General features: G+C 39.1%; 18 protein-coding genes. 3 read left to right on the plus strand and 15 right to left on the minus strand.

Annotated elements, in window-relative coordinates; all coding sequences use genetic code 11:
- Nucleotides 1-23: 23 nt before the first annotated feature.
- The 10 genes from K9M07_01015 to K9M07_01060 all read right to left on the minus strand — a co-directional run bounded on the left by K9M07_01015 (nt 24) and on the right by K9M07_01060 (nt 9,871).
- Complete coding sequence (locus K9M07_01015) at nt 24-398, minus strand: hypothetical protein (protein MCF7851803.1); 375 nt, start codon at nt 396-398, stop codon at nt 24-26.
- 34 nt (nt 399-432) lie between these two features.
- Nucleotides 433-804, minus strand: coding sequence for a hypothetical protein (locus tag K9M07_01020; GenBank protein MCF7851804.1), 372 nt, complete (start codon nt 802-804; stop codon nt 433-435).
- 36 nt (nt 805-840) lie between these two features.
- The gene (locus tag K9M07_01025; protein ID MCF7851805.1) at nt 841-1,212 is read right to left on the minus strand and encodes a hypothetical protein; all 372 of its coding nucleotides are present in this window, start codon (nt 1,210-1,212) and stop codon (nt 841-843) included.
- Nucleotides 1,213-1,337: 125 nt separating this feature from the next.
- Nucleotides 1,338-2,327 carry a hypothetical protein gene (locus K9M07_01030; GenBank protein MCF7851806.1) on the minus strand — a complete coding sequence of 330 codons (990 nt, stop codon included), beginning with the start codon at nt 2,325-2,327 and terminating at the stop codon, nt 1,338-1,340.
- A 27-nt stretch (nt 2,328-2,354) separates the two neighbouring features.
- Nucleotides 2,355-2,828 carry a type II secretion system GspH family protein gene (locus K9M07_01035; GenBank protein MCF7851807.1) on the minus strand — a complete coding sequence of 158 codons (474 nt, stop codon included), beginning with the start codon at nt 2,826-2,828 and terminating at the stop codon, nt 2,355-2,357.
- Between the two features lie 121 nt (nt 2,829-2,949).
- Nucleotides 2,950-3,402 carry a prepilin-type N-terminal cleavage/methylation domain-containing protein gene (locus K9M07_01040; GenBank protein ID MCF7851808.1) on the minus strand — a complete coding sequence of 151 codons (453 nt, stop codon included), beginning with the start codon at nt 3,400-3,402 and terminating at the stop codon, nt 2,950-2,952.
- A gap of 4 nt (nt 3,403-3,406) precedes the next feature.
- A complete protein-coding gene (locus tag K9M07_01045) occupies nt 3,407-4,588 on the minus strand; it encodes a type II secretion system F family protein (GenBank protein MCF7851809.1) in 1,182 nt (393 codons plus the stop codon).
- A 2-nt stretch (nt 4,589-4,590) separates the two neighbouring features.
- Entirely contained in the window at nt 4,591-6,171 is a 1,581-nt protein-coding gene (gspE, locus tag K9M07_01050) for a type II secretion system ATPase GspE (protein ID MCF7851810.1), read from the minus strand.
- The gene (locus K9M07_01055) at nt 6,164-8,476 is read right to left on the minus strand and encodes a hypothetical protein (GenBank protein ID MCF7851811.1); all 2,313 of its coding nucleotides are present in this window, start codon (nt 8,474-8,476) and stop codon (nt 6,164-6,166) included. The genes gspE and K9M07_01055 overlap by 8 nt, the downstream gene beginning before the upstream one ends.
- Nucleotides 8,477-8,545: 69 nt before the next feature.
- Nucleotides 8,546-9,871, minus strand: coding sequence for a hypothetical protein (locus K9M07_01060; GenBank protein MCF7851812.1), 1,326 nt, complete (start codon nt 9,869-9,871; stop codon nt 8,546-8,548).
- 689 nt (nt 9,872-10,560) lie between these two features.
- Here K9M07_01060 and K9M07_01065 point away from each other — a divergent pair.
- Nucleotides 10,561-10,977 (plus strand): hypothetical protein, encoded by a 417-nt coding sequence (locus K9M07_01065; protein MCF7851813.1) that lies wholly within the window; start codon nt 10,561-10,563, stop codon nt 10,975-10,977.
- A 60-nt stretch (nt 10,978-11,037) separates the two neighbouring features.
- Here the strand turns inward: K9M07_01065 and K9M07_01070 are convergent, their stop codons facing one another.
- Complete coding sequence (locus K9M07_01070; protein MCF7851814.1) at nt 11,038-11,790, minus strand: DUF2225 domain-containing protein; 753 nt, start codon at nt 11,788-11,790, stop codon at nt 11,038-11,040.
- Nucleotides 11,791-11,822: 32 nt separating this feature from the next.
- A complete protein-coding gene (mutY, locus tag K9M07_01075) occupies nt 11,823-12,899 on the minus strand; it encodes an A/G-specific adenine glycosylase (protein ID MCF7851815.1) in 1,077 nt (358 codons plus the stop codon).
- Nucleotides 12,900-12,938: 39 nt separating this feature from the next.
- Here mutY and K9M07_01080 point away from each other — a divergent pair, with 39 nt between their 5' ends.
- Entirely contained in the window at nt 12,939-13,343 is a 405-nt protein-coding gene (locus K9M07_01080) for a hypothetical protein (protein ID MCF7851816.1), read from the plus strand.
- Entirely contained in the window at nt 13,340-14,494 is a 1,155-nt protein-coding gene (locus K9M07_01085; protein ID MCF7851817.1) for a CDP-glycerol glycerophosphotransferase family protein, read from the plus strand. Before K9M07_01080 ends, K9M07_01085 begins: the two co-directional genes overlap by 4 nt.
- Here K9M07_01085 and K9M07_01090 read toward each other — a convergent pair.
- Genes K9M07_01090 through K9M07_01100 form a run of 3 tightly spaced genes read right to left on the minus strand, consistent with a single transcriptional unit; the run spans nt 14,426 to nt 17,563 of the window.
- The gene (locus K9M07_01090; protein MCF7851818.1) at nt 14,426-15,274 is read right to left on the minus strand and encodes a glycosyltransferase family 2 protein; all 849 of its coding nucleotides are present in this window, start codon (nt 15,272-15,274) and stop codon (nt 14,426-14,428) included. The two genes, K9M07_01085 and K9M07_01090, sit on opposite strands and share 69 nt — an antisense overlap.
- Nucleotides 15,261-16,358 (minus strand): hypothetical protein, encoded by a 1,098-nt coding sequence (locus K9M07_01095; protein ID MCF7851819.1) that lies wholly within the window; start codon nt 16,356-16,358, stop codon nt 15,261-15,263. The genes K9M07_01090 and K9M07_01095 overlap by 14 nt, the downstream gene beginning before the upstream one ends.
- Nucleotides 16,346-17,563 (minus strand): aromatic amino acid transaminase, encoded by a 1,218-nt coding sequence (locus K9M07_01100; protein MCF7851820.1) that lies wholly within the window; start codon nt 17,561-17,563, stop codon nt 16,346-16,348. Before K9M07_01100 ends, K9M07_01095 begins: the two co-directional genes overlap by 13 nt.
- Nucleotides 17,564-17,661 lie beyond the last annotated feature (98 nt).

Here is a 17,661-nt window from a genome sequence, read left to right on the forward strand (position 1 = left end):
TTTAGCTTTTTTGCTCTCTAGCTTTATCCAAAGTATCCTAAGCAGACAAATGCCCATCCGAACGCAAATCGGAGAATTCCGATCATAATTCTGTTAACCATATTGCCCCAGAGTGATTGAAGCGCATCTCCTAAAAAGAGAAGTAATACGCCTTTAATAAAGCAAATCCAACCATAAAGTGGAAGGAGGGCTCCTAATCCACCATACCAAACAACTTGTGGCGCATTGATGATGGCTAGTCCAATAATCATTGAAACGACTGATTCCATCCAATATGCCCCATGTGCTCCGGCGAAATTCTTTGTAATTTTTTCTAGACTGTCTCTAAAGAAAATTTTAAATAAGCCAAAGAGTATTAAGGTTGGTCCAAAAATTTTTGCCAAAAGTGTCATATCCATACGTTAGATCTCCTATTTGAAATTGTTTCATTCATTAGAAGTAACCAACACAAATGAATACATAACCAAAAACTAACCTTAAGGCTCCCAAAATAATATTATTTATTTTGTTTCCCCAAAGCGAAGAATACGTTGGATTTGGTAAGAAAAGGAGTAATACCCCCTTTAAAAACGATAGCCATCCGTAGATGGGAATCATTGCATACCAACCAGTACTCCAATCATTGGCTCCATTAATAATAGCCAAACCAAAAATCATCGACACAATGGCTTCTAACCAGTAGGCGCCATGTGAACCTTGAAAGTTCTTCGCTACTTTTAAAGCGTGCTCTCTATAGAACACTTGAAAAAGCCCAAAGAAAACGATGCAAGGACCGAAGACTTTTGCAAAAAATGTTATATCCATATGTAAGTTCTCCTATTCCTTGTTAATCGTTCTTGATTAGAAGTAGCCAAGGAACATGAATACGACACCAAAAAATATACGTAGAACGCCTACGACAATTAAATTAGCATGGTGACGCTTGAACCATTCGCAAAACTGTTTTGGGAAGAAAAGTGATAAAAATCCGCGGATAACCACAATCCATCCGAAAACGGTCACTAAAACGCGCCAGCTTGGTGTCCACTCTGAGTACACGTTAACGATCGCAAGACCAATAACTAACGAAATAAATGCTTCCATCCACATTAAAGCACCATTAGCATGAAAATCATCGCAAGCTTTTTCACACTCATGTCTTAGGAAGACTGCATAAATTCCTGTTAAGATGAGAATCGGCCCAAAAATCTGAGCAATATATGTTACATCCATAGTAATCTCCAAAAAAAATTTTCCGGTTATTTAACCAACTATAATATTAAATATTTAATTTCAATCACTTTGGGCTAAATTTATAAAAAAAATTTTAATAATCGGCTTATTTTCTGGTTTTACATTTACAAGTTGATTTCAAATAAGGTCTTAGAAGATCCCAATGTTTGATGAAAAGAAGAGAGGTGTGCATCTGCTTGGGTTAAAAGAGCCTTGATTTCACTCAAGCTCCTTTCTTTCCCGTTCCCGGTCAATATAAACATATTGAGATCTGAAAAACGCCCCACATGAGAAGAAGAAACTTCTGCAGTGACTGTTTCAAGTAGCAGTAACTTTGAAGTAGACTCAACGCTGTTTTTTAAATTTTTTAGAAGTTGAAGGCATTTTTCATCTGACCAATCATGTAGGATGTTGCGCAGCAGGTAAAGATCATATCCTTGTGGGATAGATTCAAAAAAATCACCTGAAATATAATTGAGATGGGGCGAAATAGTCTTTGCCTTAGCCACAACCGAAGGGAGATCATAGCCGCGGATTTGAAGATGGGGGTATTTTTGCTTGACGTATGAAAGGAGTGTTCCCATCCCACATCCAATGTCTATAATAGAGTGATGATGCGTAAAGTCATAAAAATCGAGGATTTTTTTACTACTGGTCTTTTCATAATAGAGCATCGCTTCATGGAAAATATCGAACTCTTCTTGGTTTTGTTCTAAAAAATCAAATAAGTCGAGTCCAAAGGCATGTTTTAATGGAGCTTCCCCTGACTTAAGCCCTTCATACAGACATGCATTGGCTCCGGATAGCATCCTAGATCCTTTAAAAAGAGCAATAGGATAGAGCGACTGTTCATGATCCGATATGAGGAATGCCCCTTCTTCTGTGAGCTCAAAACAATCACACTCTGTTTCTTTGAGGATATTGAGGTGAATTAGAGCATAAAGAAATCGCCTAAGCCGGCTATCGGGAATATGGAGTATAGATTCCAGTTCATTGAGAGATCGAGGACCATTTTTGAGATAATCACAGAGTTTAAGCTTTGCACAGGCCGAGACGATTTGAGAGACTTGGCCTCCGTGGATTTTTTTGAGTAAATCTAGTTTTGTTCGTTTCATCAGTTTAGACTATGTTTTATTTCCGTATCATTCTGCACTTTTCACATGCAGATAGGGGTAGGACGCGCTATCGATTTGAATAAGATAGGAATGGCCGGAATCACTCTCTACACCAAAAACAAGCTGTACAGCTGCTTTACAAATCTGAGGCGTCGGGATCGTCAACGGTGATTTTTTTAAGCGCAAATGAGCAATTTCCGCTTTTTTGTCCTTCCCCTCAAATTGAATCCCACTCTCTATATTATATAGATGTAGAGGCTGATTTGTATGAACCAATATCGATTTTTCCATCGCCTCGGAAATCAGATGCTGTAGTTTAAAAAGAGCGTGATCCTCAGAATTACGCCTTAAAATATCAACCGCCTTAAAAGCGATCAAACTCCCTAATAGAGCAAGCAAAGTCATCGAAGCAAAAATCTCTATGAGAGTCATTGCCATTCGTCTTTGATATAATCTCGGCTTTGTACATTTTTCGGCGCGATTTTCACAATCTTTTGACATACAATCGGTTACCAATTCCTGTAATGGCGTGTTCAAGCCGATTGCAGGAATTGGTACCCGATTGTATGTCAAAATCTTGCAAAACTTGCGTCCGAAAAATGTCCAAAGTCGAGATAATCCCTCAGTTTTTTTTCTCATCAGTCAGTTCCATCCATGGACACTTTTCACAAATAGCTGCCGGTTTCATCTTTTTTTTAGTGCGTAGATAATTTATATAATTTGCCGATGTTACTTTAAACTCTTGATTCTCCGCATCATAACGAACAACATAAGGCGCTCCCCACCCATCTTCCATTAATTTACCGGCATCATGCGGCAAACCTGACCTCTTTAAAATGCCAATGACCTCTTTATGCGTCGATGTCTCTTTTAAAATAGTAGGATCTTTTGCAAGTTCAAGATCTAAAATATCGCATACTTGCTTGGATCCCTTTTCCGTTTTAAAAGCCTTCCCCTGCTCTAAACTCCCCTTCATATTGACGCCGATAACGGCCCCTATAATTCCAATAATAAAAATAACAACCATGATTTCAAGCAGCGAAAGAGCATATTTATTGCGTTTTTTCTTCATCATATCCTCAGTTTAAAAATGATGTTACATCTGTCAGGGGCAATAAAATTGAGAGTAGGACAAGCCCCACGATGAGTCCAAGAATGAGTATCATAACAGGTTGAATCAATGAAGAAAATCTCTGAATATTTTTATCGAGATCAGCTTCATAGATTTCAGCCAGCGAAGCCAACATTTGATCCAGTGTTGCCGTTTGTTCCGCAGTCGCAATCATTGTGGTCACTAAAGTGGGGATGAGTTTGCTCTGAGCTAACACTTCTGATAATTTCTTCCCTTCAATCAGCCTTTCTTTAGCCTCGATCATTAAATTTTCAAATTGGAAATGACCCATAACACGAGAGGCCATATCCAATGCCTTAACAATTGAAACCCCATTTGCAAGTAAGACAGAAAATGTTCTACAAAACTTAAGCATGATTGATTGTAATTTCATTGACCCAATAATGGGAATTTTAATCACTACCCTTTGCCAAAATTTCTTCCCTTTGGGATGACGAAAAAAGAGAATAAGCAATAGTAAACCCATCAATAGACTAGGAAGAAAGATCCACCTATTTGCCACCATCCAATCGCTTAGAGATAAAATGGATTGCGTGAACGGATGCAGATCTCTTCCATCTAATAATTCTCTTAATGACGGAATAATGAATGTAAATAATGCAGTGATCACTCCCATACAGAAAAAACCGAGAAACATCGGGTAAATCATAGCAGAGAAAAGTTGCTTTTTTAACTTGTCTTCTTGAACAAGCATACGCAAAATTTCTTTGAAGACCACCGCAAGAGTCCCACTCTCTTCGGCAGCCGCCACCATAGAAATATAAATTGGAGAAAATGATTTGGGATACGCTTGCAGCGCTAAAGAAAATCTCTCGCCTTGTTGAATTTTATCGCAAAGATCAACAAAAATCCCATGGAATTTTAAATGTCTTGATTTTTCAACAATTGCCTTCAAACTTTCATAAAGAGGAAGTGATGCGTTGAGCAATTGATTGAGATCGCGGGTGAAATTTAAGACTTCTTGTCTTGATAAGACACTCTTATTTTTTGAATGAGAGCTTTTGATGTGCTTTACTAACACATTTTGTTGAAGCAAAATTTCTTTTGCTGTTTGCATGGAATCGGCATTCATGACGCCTTTCATCAACTTTCCATGCAGATTAAAAAATGTATACTCAAATAATGCCATGTTTATTTAATTTTCCGTGTGACACGCAAAACTTCCGAACTTGTCGTTACTCCGTCCAATATTTTATCAAAACCACATTCTCTCATCGTTCTCATCCCTCTTTCAACGGCAATTCTTTGGAGATGACTTGCATCGGGGTTCATCAATAATTGCTGTTTGATATAACTATCCACTTCTAATAATTCATAGATCGCTTCCCGACCTTGATAGCCAACATTAAAGCAATGACTGCACCCTTTACCGATATAAAAAGGTCGAGCATCTTTTTGAAGACCAAGCTCTAAAAATTCTTCATCTGTCGGTGAATAGGCCTCTTTACAATGAGGACAAATTTTTCTGATCAACCTTTGGCCTAATACCGCTAAAAGGGAAGATGATAATAAATAGGGTTCAATCCCCATGTCAATGAGTCTTGTGATCGCCGAAGGGGCATCATTTGTGTGTAGAGTACTCAAAACCAAGTGACCGGTAAGGGAAGCTTGAATTGCGATATCAGCCGTTTCTCGATCTCTAATTTCTCCGATTAAAACAACATCGGGGTCTTGCCTCAAAATATGTCGAAGCCCCTTCGCAAAAGTGAGCCCAATTTTGTGGTTCACACCAATTTGCGCAATTTGCACTAACTTATATTCAACGGGGTCTTCAATCGTCATGATATTAATATCATTGGTTTGAATGTCGGCAATTGCACTATAGAGTGTTGTCGTTTTTCCTGATCCGGTGGGGCCGGTGACTAAAATAATCCCCTGGTTTTGCCGAATAAAAGAGCGGAATTGTTTCAGCATACTCTCTTCCATGGCAACATCATCGAGCCGCAACATGATATTGGTTTTATCGAGAATCCTCAAAACAATACGCTCTCCATACACAATAGGAACCGTACTCACCCTGAAATCGACATCTTTCCCTCCCCGCTTCAACTTAATACGACCATCTTGTGGCATGCGATGCTCAGCAATATCGAGTTTTGCGATGACTTTGATACGGGTAATGAGTTGTTGCTGCATGTCTTTGGGAGTATGGTGCCTTAACTGAAGGACCCCATCAATGCGATAACGAACAACTAATCCATTCTCTGTCGGTTCAAAGTGAATATCCGATGCTTTTTGCTGCAATGCTTCTAATAAAATCATATTGAGAAGTTTGACAACTTTGGCACCCTCATTCTGAGCAAGCAAATCATACTCTTGTTCATCACCAAAATCAATTTGATCGGACCGAGCACCTTTTAAATTTTGGATGTAGTCAGTCGCCATATTTTCTTTTTGGCGATAGCAGGCTTCGATAGCTTTGTCTAAAGTTTCTTCTGTTGTTAGAACCTCTTCAATGACCGCTCCCGTAAGAAATCTCACTTCATCGAGCCCATCGCTCTCTCGAGGATTGCAAATCGCCACGAGGAGCCGATTGTGGTCATCTTCGAGAGGCAAAATCTTTTTTTCTTTCGCAAGAGCGTAAGGGATCTTTTGTATTTTATCTTGAATCAAAGGGAAACGAGAAAGGTCATCGCAAAAAATCATCCCATAACGATCTGCATATTCCCGGAGCATATCAGCAGATAGGGCGTTGTTTTTGAGATTAGTCATTCATATTTCCAAAGATAAGTTTAAAACTTTGAGCAAATAACTTTTGTTTTTGAGCTTTCTGCGCTTCAAGCAATCGACATAAATATTCGGGACAATCACCGGCTCGTCTTTTAATCTCTTCCTCTTTAATTTTTTCCATATCAGTATAAGGATCGTTAATCACTTTGGGCGTGATAAAAATAAACATCTCAGTCAACTCATCTGTCATTCTAGAAAATCCGAATAATTTTGCAATCCCGGGGATTTCTCCAAGGAATGGGACTTTTTCATTAGAGTCATCACTTGTTTTCCGGCGAAGGCCCCCTATAACGATTGTTTGGCCATCAACAACCCGAACTTGATTTTCCAAATGCCTTCGATCCACTTTGGGCTGATCATTGATATCACTTTTTTGCGTATCAAATGTGATGTTCGTCTTTAATGTCACGTGTGTTTGTTGATTTTCGTCCCCCGGATCCGGCTCATGAATGGTCGGTGTCATATAAATCGTAATTCCATATTGTTTACGAATATATGCCTTCTCAAACGTAATATTTTGATTATTATTGATCGGCGCAGCTCCGGAATTGACCGATAATTCTTCAACTAAAGAAATTGTGGCCGGCGTTTGATTAATCATTGTCGTTGAAGGAGAAGAATTGATCCGAATATCATCCTGCGACATTAGAAAATTATATGTGATATCAAATGCGGGGATTGAAGATCTTGTCTTTGGGCGAGAAATAAAAAATGAGAAAAGTCCTTTAGGAATTGCACTTGCAGAAGCATCAAAATCGATTCCCGTTTGGCGTATATTCGATGCTGCCGAACCGAGCTTCAATAAATTGAGCCCCGTATTTGTGTTGTAAGTGACTTTCTTCTCACAAAGAAGCACCTCAACATGAACCATTTTCTTTGGTACATCCAATTTTTTTAGCAATTCTTTAATCTGACCGAAAGTATCCCTTCTCACGACCATCATAAGGGCACCGGTTTTGGGATAAGGGATAAAATTGCGCGTATGCGCTACCTTAGATTTCTTTGTTTCTTCAGTAGAAAGCGCTGCCGGAGGATTGACCGGATTAGGCGCATTGATAATATTGTCCTCAATATAGGGCGGCGGTGGGTATTCGGGATCGGAAATATCGATATTGACATTTTGTTGCGCATCGATTTTTTCATTTTTTTTATCATTTAACGAATAGCAAATTAACGAGGAATAAACCTTTTGCAATACCTCGGCAAGGTCATTGGGATCACTGTGTTTACAGTTATACCACTCGAGTGTCATCTCACAAGGAATTTCAAATTGAGTTTCCGTATCTTGAATAATCTGCTCTGCTTTTAACACTAAATCTCGACTTCCTACAATAGCAAGCGAATGTTCATTGGCAAGGGGTAGAATGGAAATGTCATTAATCCCCTTTGCCATTGAATAGCGATCGGACTCCATCACACTACCGAAAAACGCTTTCAGAATTTTTTGCATTTCTTCCGTTTTGATTTTGCTACATCCAACAATACGCGTGATCTTTTCATCGCCCTTTTCCCATACGGATTGATAGAGTTGAACGAGTTTTAATACCTCTTCCTTTGTTGAAACAAGGGAGATTTTATTTCCCACTGTGTAGACAAATGTTCGAGACGGATCTCTGAAACGCTCGAGAAAATGATACGCATTTTTAAAGTGCTCCGGAAGCGGCGAAAAGATATAAATCACGCGCGTTAAATCGGCCAAACTCAATAAATGCTCGTAGTCATTTGTAATGATTGAAGCGGAAACTAAATCTTTCTTTAAGGAAAACAACTTCCGAGTATAGGGATTAACCTGCTCAATTCCTATGCCATTATGGGCAAGAATGATTTCAATCAAATCACTCCACGATTCCCTTGGAATGGGAATCCCTGAGTGAAGATTTAGTTTGCTTGCCGCTAAATCAGGGGGAATCACATAGAGATAATCACTTGATCCATACTCCAAAATCAATTGCGATACTGTTGTCTCTTCCTGATCCCATAAACCATACCCCTCACCATCTTCACGCGTATTTTGGAGTGCCTTTTGCCTCCAATCCGATTCGCTTTGATAAAGTTGCTCTTTGACTTGATTGATTTGAGAGAGTAGAGCTTGAAACTCATGATCATGAGCATGGTTTTGAATTAAGAGATCAATCTGTTGATACTGCGCCTTAAGTTGCTGTCGCAACTGAGATAACTTTGGATTGAGCTGCTTAACTTCTGCTTCAATATCAAAGCCCTCTTCGATTTCATTTGAACCGAGCTGCCCCATTTTTTCATCAATCGAAATGGCGGATAAAACTGACAAAGAGATCAGCGAGATTACAATAATAAATGCTCTGCCAATTTTTATTTTCATGTATCACTCAAGCTTTTCTTAAAAATCAAAGTCAAAATAATCAAACTCCATATCCGAATCATCAAAACTCATGTCATTGATCATCTCATCGGGAAATTCTTTTTTCGTATCTCCTAAAATGCCTCTTTTTTTCTTTTCCGAAAAATTAAGTGCTACTTGTTGCGATATCGATCGCGTCTTGTCAAAAAGATTTCCAATCACAACGGATTGCCCCTCTCTTTTTTCAAGAGCGTCGAAAACAAATAATTCGCCGATTAATTTACCCGTTAAGTAATCATTGAAATCATTAGGTGTTTTAATAATCTTCCACCCAAGTTTAGTGTGCAGTACCCAATCGCCCTTTTTTAGAAGCGTATTTTTATTCCCAAGCAGACACGATATGGATGTACCGGTTCGTTTGCGGATGCGTTTGATCACATCTTCAAAATTAAAATCGATTACCGAAGGTTGTTCCAAATTCAAACTAACACGGGTTTTTTCTAAACCATTTTCACTCCACACCTGGAACCGGGCTTCACGCCCTTCAACTTGCATCAATTGAACAACCGGCCCTGATCCCTTTTCAAAAGACAATCGCCCCTCTCGAAAAAATAACGGCTCCTTGAAGGATATGAATATAACATCTTGCTCATTTTGTGGGTCAATTTGTAATCGATATTTTCCCTGTTTATCCCGATGCGCATCATCTCCATATTTTTCATAAAGTTGATCGGGATTCAATAAGGTGCTACGCATTAAATACTTGGCGCAAAGCTGAGTTGTTAAATCACATACCGACTCTTTAGAAATTGCCACACCCATCGGGTAATAACGGCGACTTTCAACAAGTCGATCCCCCATCTCATCAATCACGTCAAGCCCCACTTCCAATATGACTCCTTGATCTTCTTGATCCAAGCGAATCCATATTGGAGACGGGATATCCTCAAAATAGAGTTTCCCCCTATCTAATTCACTAAATCCTAAATAAACTCTTTCATGCGGCTTAATGGTACGGCTTTGATCCGTATTTTGGATTCCAATAACATACTGCATAGAGTCCCGATCCGCATCGGGCCTGTCATTGAGCGCTAATAACTTGAGATGATTAATAATATCCGGAATAGGAATATCCGTCTCATTTCTACTAATAGCAAGGGGGCCCAAATTGAAAGATTCAATCTTTGCAACACTTCGATCAATTTCCCTGTTAATGTGGCACTGATCTTGGGATAATTGTTCCATCTTTGGACTTGAAAAAAGAGAGACACATAAAAACCCCAAAGCAAGGCAAAAAGAAAATCCGGCTAAAATCCGGCCAAACCTTAAATAATATAGAACTTGAAAATAAGAAATTTTATCCATTCAATTGCCAAAACCAACTCATATTAAGTCGTCGCTAGAGAATAAAATAGCAAATCAAAAAAAGCAAAAAAAAATAACTATACCGAGAGTGATTAAAAAATCCCCCCCATGAATAGGGGCGATTTTTTAACGGTTAAGGAATATTGGCTATCACATCGCCCGGCCGCGTGAACTCCCAGCTGAAGCAGGGAGATTGCAGCTTAGCCCCCGTTCAAGAGTTATTTTCTCACCTTACGCAAAAATGAAGGGCCTTCAGCCTGATCGAGCATCGGCGCTCCGGATTCTAAACTCGACTTTGCAACTTTTTGGGCCCGCCTGCCTCGTCTATTTGCTCTCGGACGCTCGACCGTAGGTCGAGCTAGGAGATTATTAAAACCGGGAAAACCCCTTCCCGGTTTTAATAACTCCCCCGAAAACAAATATCTCGAGGCCTTCGGGTCCAAAAAGTTGCAAAGTCGAGCTAAAAATTCCAACTATTGAATTATGAACGGCATACAAATAACTAATTATTAAATAATTAAGATTGTAAAAAATTTATTTGATATTATTGATTAAAAACCCCAAAGCATATATTTTGAAATTAAGAAGAATAAGAGAGGTCAAAATCCCCATTTCATGGGAGAAATAGGCATCTTACCTAAGGGGTGGGATATCTATTTCGAATGCACCTCAAAAGTAAAGGTCGTGTTATGGCAAAAAATCAGGATGGCAAGCAAGGCTTTACAGTACAAGAGATTGAGAATGTAGCAAAAAAGTACAAATTTGAAGCTTTCTTCTGCCTCTCATTTCTATTAGCTGCTCTTTTTAGTTATATATGGAAAATTGAAGGTTGGAGCATTTTTATCTGTGCCCTTGGCGGCGTTATAGGCATGCTTGTCCCACAATATACTGAAAAATTTATGGGATTTATCTTAGGTTTTACCTGTAAACAAGAAAAAGTCACTCAAATTGTGATTGGGGTGATTCTTCTTGTTCTCTCTGTACTGATTGCACCTGTCGTTTTCCTTTTCCTTGGATTAATGGGAGGAAAATCTATCCACAAAGATACCGCTCATCATAAAGGGCTTCATTTACATGGCCATTTAGATGAAACGCATAAAGAATAGAAAGGGGGCTTTTGCTCCCCTTTTTTATAACCTGAGTTGCGAGTTTACAGCAAACCCAAGTCACGTTGGCTGAGGGGATAACGTTTTTTGTCTCATAGAAATAAAATCTAAAAGAGACACCTGTCCCGATTGAAGGTGCTTTTGAAATTTAGTCATTGATTCTGCAGGCAAATTGAAATTCTGATATTGCTCATTTTGAGATAAATACCCATTGAGCTCTTCTAACGCCATTAGCTCTTCCTGCACCTTTCCAAGCTCGCGATACATCAAAGCAATTCTCAATTGATTGAATAATAAAATTTGAGCAAACATAGCCTGTTTCGACTCTTTAGCGTTTGATAATAACCGCGTTTTCAAATCAAGCGCAGCCTTTAATGCAGCAGGAAATGAGCCTTCTTCTATTAATAGTGATGTTCTTGAAAAATCCTGATAAACTTGCGTCTTTTCAGAGGCTGATGAGAGCAGCTTTTCAGCATGCAGCAAAGCCTCGGGCATCTTATTATTTTCGATGCATGTTTTGGCCATTAAATGTTCTATTTGCATTTTTAATTCAGGGTATTTTTTCCCAAAACCTTCCAATTGTTTGATTTGTGAATCATTTTGAGCCTGAAACTCGTGTTTTAATGCCTCAAAGGCAATAAAATCATTTTCTTTATGTGCACGACTAGTGAAAAGAAAATAAAAACCGGAAATACAAATTGCCGAAAACAAAATTCCCGCAAAAATATAACGCATACTTTCTATAATCATCTCTTTGATCCCCTTTTGAGGTTCAGTGAGAGCATTGATTAAGCGATCATCTAAATGAGACATAGGCCACCTCTAAATTTAAGAACGGTATTAGACTAATTGATTATCAAATTGGAGACAAGTCTCTCTTTAATCAAGCGATGCCCACTTGGAAATGGAATATCATTAAGCCGATCTAGCGGTATCCATTCAAATTGGGGCATTAATTGGACCTGAACCTCTTTTTTGAATTGGCTGATTTTCCAAATTGAGGGATATAAGGTGGCTCTATAACGCGTAAAACCATGCTCAATGGTTCCCATTTGATCTAAAAAATCGATTTCATGTCCATATCGCCGGACAACCTCTTGCCTTAATTCATTGATCGTATATTGCCGATCACTTTCAAAATAAGGAAAACACCATAAATTCCTCATCAATTTTTCATTCTGCTTGATTAACAACACCTTCTCATCCCATAAAAGAGCCACTGTTTGTCGATGAAGGTGCGTAATTTTAGCTTGCTTCTTTTTTTGGGGGAGATGCATCTGTATCCCTCGCTTATGAGCAATACAATGATCGACTACGGGGCAGCGATGACACTGAGGCGTCTTTTGACAAACCAAAGCTCCCAGTTCAATTAAACTTTCCATGATCTCCCAAGAGCGATTGGGCTCTAATAGATCCATCAATATTTCTCGGAAGGCTTGCCTAGTTCGCGCAATCGATATATCAGCCTCCACCGCGAATAATCGCGATAAAACCCTCATGACATTCCCATCAATTGCATCAGCTTTACAATGAAAAGCAAAGTTGAGTATGGCTCCGGATGTATATGGCCCTATTCCCGGAATAGATTCCAATTGAGCTCGATCATTTGGAATCTCCCCTTGAAATTTTCTGACAATTTCTTGAGCTCCTTTTAATAAGCCCCTCGCCCTTGAATAATACCCAAGACCTTCCCATATTTTAATCACCTCCTCCTCTGAAGCCCCAGCGAGGGCCTCAACGGTTGGAAACCGATCCAACCATTTTAGATAATAGGGGATTACAACATTGACTTGCGTCTGCTGAAGCATAACTTCGGAAACCCATACAGAATAAGGCGTTGGATTTTTCCTCCAGGGGAGCTCTCTTTTATGTTGATAAAACCATTGGCGTATGGCATGTATGAAATCAGATAAAGCATTCATAATAACTTCTACCATTCAGATTTAATAAAAAGGTGTTCCTTGTCTAATTCAGCCTATCACAGTAACGAGTCAGACGGTTCTTTGCAACCCATCGATCTCTTTAAAAAAGAAATCTCTTTTTTAAGAGAAATTCTCTCACTTTATGCCATTGAAGAATCCTTTATTTTAAAGGGTGACATGGAAGGATTGGCAGAAGTTAGACAAAGAATAGAACAGATCAAAAATGAGATTGTATCAATTCATACTCAAGTCCTTTCATTAGAATCGGATGATGAATGTGATACCGCCTTTTTTCTCAGCCAAATTGATGCCTTGAATCAAGAGATGAAAGATAAAACGTCCTGCTTAAAAAACATCATATCGCCCCCTCAAGTCCCCGTCAAAACACAGAAAATGAAGCAACAGATATTGACTAAAGAGATTGATTCCAATAAAGCTGCATGAAAAACAGATTGAGATCAGATGATGACAACTTTTCAAATGAATCCTTTCTTAAGTTAAGCCATATTGCAGCCTATCTCATTGGGAATTATATGCACCATCTCGATCACCTTGCTCCCCTTGCATCTCTGCTCGACATTCCACTCATCATTGACGATGCGTCACTCGTGCTTCAAGCCAAAAAATATTATCCCCATCTGAAGATTTTTACTCTGTATGAACAAAGCACGATTCGAAATGCCCTGCCAAATCTTCTTGCTGTGATTACATGTCACCCCAAAAAAATGGCTCAAGTGAGCCTATTCCCACTAGAGCATTTAATAGGACACCCCCTCCAGCCCATCTGGTGCCCACATGGAAATTCTGATAAAGGAGCGCATTCATTTTTTATGGAGGCTCTTGCCGATGACGATTATTTGTTGGTTTATGGGAATAAAATGATTGATTTTCTTAGAGATAAAAATGCACTTTCACATCATGCTAAAATAATCCAAGTGGGTCATTACCGATATGAATATTTTAAGAACAACCAACTAAATGTTCAGATTCGATTGAAAGCAGACGCAAAAAAACAACTCTTGAATTCCGAGAAACATAAATACCGTATTTTGTATGCGCCCACTTGGCAACCCGCCTCAGAAACCCATTTGCTGATTGAAGAGCTTAATGCATTCAAGTGCCTTTCACACTATGATATCCTAATCAAGCTCCATCCAAATACACTATCCCTGTCTGATCCACATCTTCTGAGTGTCCTCTATCAACTCGAAGACCTTCCCCATATTACCTTTGTCAATGACCTTCCGATTATTCACCCTATTCTAAATTCCGTTGATCTCTATATTGGAGATACATCTTCGATAGGCTACGATTTTTTGGTTTTTAACCGGCCCATGATATTTATCGTTCACTCTGAGAAACAACACTTAGATAAAGGCCCTCTATATCTTCATCGCTGCGGTTACTGCCTTCACTTTGGCCAATGCGCTGATTTAGAGTCACTGATTGATAAAGCGTTAATGTCAACACACAACGATCCATTTTACGCCATTCGACAAGAAACTTATGCCTATACTTTCACTCCGCTACCGAGCGGGATGCGTCTGAAGGATTGGATAGGGGGGCAATTGTCGAATATACGCCTTCATGTCTAATTGTTCTTTTGCCTTATGTCTAAAATCGCTATTGGCATTTGATTTGTTATATATATACATAACTTCCGGAATGAAGAAGGCGTGTTCCCTAGCCATATCAAGCATCGGGAGCATAAAAGCTTGATCTGCAGATGCCGAAATAAATTTCTTCTGATGCATTAAGTCATTTTTATGAATTTTTTTGAATAAGCCGGCATAAAAGGTACGTAGATGGGAAGTCTTCCAGACTTTTTTTCTCAATTGGGCATGCCTCAGTTCTTCTATTGAGCACGGGGCATTTAGACCGATCCGTCCGGATGGCCATTCTCGGTATTGTCCATAGGTAAGCCAAACATTATCTGATTGGTAATAGGAGTTGAGATTCTTTAATACATCCGGATGGGGGAACCAATCATCTCCATCAAGGATCACAACAATTTCCCAATTTCTCATCGAATGGACAGCTCGATATGTATTAAACATTCCCCCCAGATTTTGTGAATTGCGGTAAACCTGAACCTTACAAGGGTTGTGTTTGTTCCTAACCATCTCCATCATTTTGCAATAGGTCGAATCTGATGAGTGATCATCGACATATATCACCCTAAAATTCTTATATGATTGAGAAAAAACCGATTCCAGATTTTTTTTCACATAGACTTCATTATTATATGAGCAGATGAGCACGACAAAGGGGCGATACTGATGAATAGATAAAGAGCGCTTTGCAGTATTATCGGCAAAAAATCTACTGCAACTCAGTAAAATACAGAGAAGTAAAATAGGTTTACATCGAATCAATGCAAAAATCTCTTTCAAGCTTTAATGAGGGTAAAATTTCTACATAACGAATATCTTCTAAATTGATCAACGTCGACTTAGCTTCTAAATGAATGGCAATATCAGCTTCCCTCACTTTCTCGACTTCAGTGACAATAGCAACATGAAATCCTTCAGGGAAAATACCATCCATTCCCGTTGTGACAAGTAAATCCCCCTTATCTACGATATCGCTAACTTTTTGATGCCGATCGGCAAGCCCTAAATCTGCGTTAAATCCTACACCCTTTAATGTCATTTTTTTCCGTCTGAAGAGCGAAAAACTCGAACCAAAAATCTCGCCCTTTGCTAATTTGCAATCCCCTACATTTTGTTTTAAATGCGCAGATAATTTTTTCATGGAATCTAATAGGATCTCCTTCTCTTCATCCCTGATCGATAAATCACTACGATTAGCAAGGAGCTCATATGCCCTTTCAATGTGTTGAAGCAGATTCAAGTTTTGCTCGCTTCCACGCAGAACTTGGACCGATATCGGCAGCCTTGAATCAGTGACTAGTTGCACTCGACTTTTATACTTTCCTATATAGTCGACAACGCCAACGACATTTTCACCAAGGACAACAGGGCTATTCGTTGATAAAACACCTTCCCCATTTTCACTCCCGCGGTTGATCCAACAATAACTCCCCCAAGTCCCCGGCTCGCGATAGACAACTTTAGCTCTTATGAAGCGCATTTGACTATTGATTCGAGACCCCAAATCTCTAGCCTGCTGCCTTAATGCTTGTGCCGACTTGTAATCCGATGAGTCTTGTTGACTAATTTCAAAAAACCTTTCGATCTGATGGGATAAGAGACGATCAGATAACTGTTCTTCATTTAATTGACTCATCATCTCAGTTAAAAGATGCTTTTCAACCGATAATTCATCAATTCTCGCTAATAACTGAGCTTTTTCACGATCCACTTCGGGCTTGATTGATGAGATAACAGCACCTATTTCCCCTCCAACAGCATGAATTCGATCATGAGCCGCCCGACCTAGGCTAAATAAAATCAAAAGGAATGCGGCTATCATTAGATAAGTTTTTACATATCGCATTTGAAGTTCTTTTTTTCTATAACTTGCTTAACGGCATCGATAACAATAGAAAGATTAGAAGCATTGAGACCCGAGACATTGATTCTTCCCTTTCCCGTCATGTAAATCCCATATTCTTCTCTCAATTGTTTAACGAGGTTCGGCTCCAATCCGATAAAGGAGAACATTCCATGTGCCAAAGACAATGATTCCCAATTTCGTTCCGGAATGGCCTGTTTGAGAGCATGAGCTAACTCTCGACGCATTTTTTGAATTCTCTCTCTAGCATGACTCAATTCCACTATCCACTCCGCCTTTAGAGTTGAATCCGATAAAATGGTCTTAATAACCTCAGCACCAAAACGGGGGGGATTGGAATAAGTCCCACGAATAATCGACTTGATATTAGATTCAACACGAGAATAGGAAGAGGGATCGGAGAGTACGATAAATAATGATGAAATACGCTCACAATAGAGTGAAAAATTCTTGGAAAATGATAGCGTCGATAAAAAAGAGTTCCCTTCCTGAATAAAATATTGGATTGGAAGAACATCTTCTTCTAAACTCACTTTAAATCCCTGATATGCCGTATCAAATAACGCAATGGCCCCTCTTTTTTTCATCTCTTCACTGATCCATTTCCAATCCTCTATCAATGGATCATGGCCCGAAGGATTATGGCAACTTGTCTGTAATAGGACGACATCCCCTTCCTTAAGCAGAGAAAAAGTGCTTTTTAGTTCATCTATTAACAACTTGCCTTTTTCGATACTGAAATAAGGATAGGTTTTTAGCTCAAATCCAAGATATTTAAAGATTTTAAGATGGTTTTCCCATGTAGGATCCGGAACATACATTGTACGGCATCCCATTGTCTGCAAAAACTTACCCGCAATATGAAGAGCACCTGTTCCACCAATGCCCTGCGCTGCAATGATTCTATCGCGATATGTCTCAAAATGCGCCCCAAATAATAACTGTGATGTCAGTTTGAGATAAGTAGCATCTCCTAAAAAGGGCAAATAATTTGGACTTTCATTTTTTTGCGCAATGATTGAAATTGCTTTGCGGATGACATCCATGCTTTTACATTTAAGATGCTCATCTCGATAAACACCCACCATTAAATCCACTTTATTAGGCCTAATATCATCATTAAAGGTTTGAACAAGCCCAAAAATTGGATCGGGAGGAATTAATTCAGCCTTATCAAAAATATTCATACCGATTCCATTTCATACTACTCATGACTCAAAAGCCGGTGTAAAAAAATCTTCTCCACGCATAGGGCGAGATTTTTGACTCTCAAGGACTATTGGAT

The sequence above is a fragment of the Simkaniaceae bacterium genome, assembly GCA_021734805.1.
Lineage (GTDB): Bacteria > Chlamydiota > Chlamydiia > Chlamydiales > JACRBE01 > Amphritriteisimkania.

Coding starts and splice junctions, on each gene's coding strand:
- K9M07_01045 (MCF7851809.1), bottom strand. CDS start 4,588: ATGGCATTATTTGAGTATACATTTTTTAATCTGCATGGAAAGTTGATG.
- K9M07_01025 (MCF7851805.1), bottom strand. CDS start 1,212: ATGGATGTAACATATATTGCTCAGATTTTTGGGCCGATTCTCATCTTA.
- K9M07_01035 (MCF7851807.1), bottom strand. CDS start 2,828: ATGTCAAAAGATTGTGAAAATCGCGCCGAAAAATGTACAAAGCCGAGA.
- K9M07_01070 (MCF7851814.1), bottom strand. CDS start 11,790: ATGTCTCATTTAGATGATCGCTTAATCAATGCTCTCACTGAACCTCAA.
- mutY (MCF7851815.1), bottom strand. CDS start 12,899: ATGAATGCTTTATCTGATTTCATACATGCCATACGCCAATGGTTTTAT.
- K9M07_01095 (MCF7851819.1), bottom strand. CDS start 16,358: ATGCGATATGTAAAAACTTATCTAATGATAGCCGCATTCCTTTTGATT.
- K9M07_01065 (MCF7851813.1), top strand. CDS start 10,561: ATGGCAAAAAATCAGGATGGCAAGCAAGGCTTTACAGTACAAGAGATT.
- gspE (MCF7851810.1), bottom strand. CDS start 6,171: ATGACTAATCTCAAAAACAACGCCCTATCTGCTGATATGCTCCGGGAA.
- K9M07_01060 (MCF7851812.1), bottom strand. CDS start 9,871: ATGGATAAAATTTCTTATTTTCAAGTTCTATATTATTTAAGGTTTGGC.
- K9M07_01100 (MCF7851820.1), bottom strand. CDS start 17,563: ATGAATATTTTTGATAAGGCTGAATTAATTCCTCCCGATCCAATTTTT.
- K9M07_01085 (MCF7851817.1), top strand. CDS start 13,340: ATGAAAAACAGATTGAGATCAGATGATGACAACTTTTCAAATGAATCC.
- K9M07_01030 (MCF7851806.1), bottom strand. CDS start 2,327: ATGAAACGAACAAAACTAGATTTACTCAAAAAAATCCACGGAGGCCAA.
- K9M07_01040 (MCF7851808.1), bottom strand. CDS start 3,402: ATGATGAAGAAAAAACGCAATAAATATGCTCTTTCGCTGCTTGAAATC.
- K9M07_01015 (MCF7851803.1), bottom strand. CDS start 398: ATGGATATGACACTTTTGGCAAAAATTTTTGGACCAACCTTAATACTC.
- K9M07_01020 (MCF7851804.1), bottom strand. CDS start 804: ATGGATATAACATTTTTTGCAAAAGTCTTCGGTCCTTGCATCGTTTTC.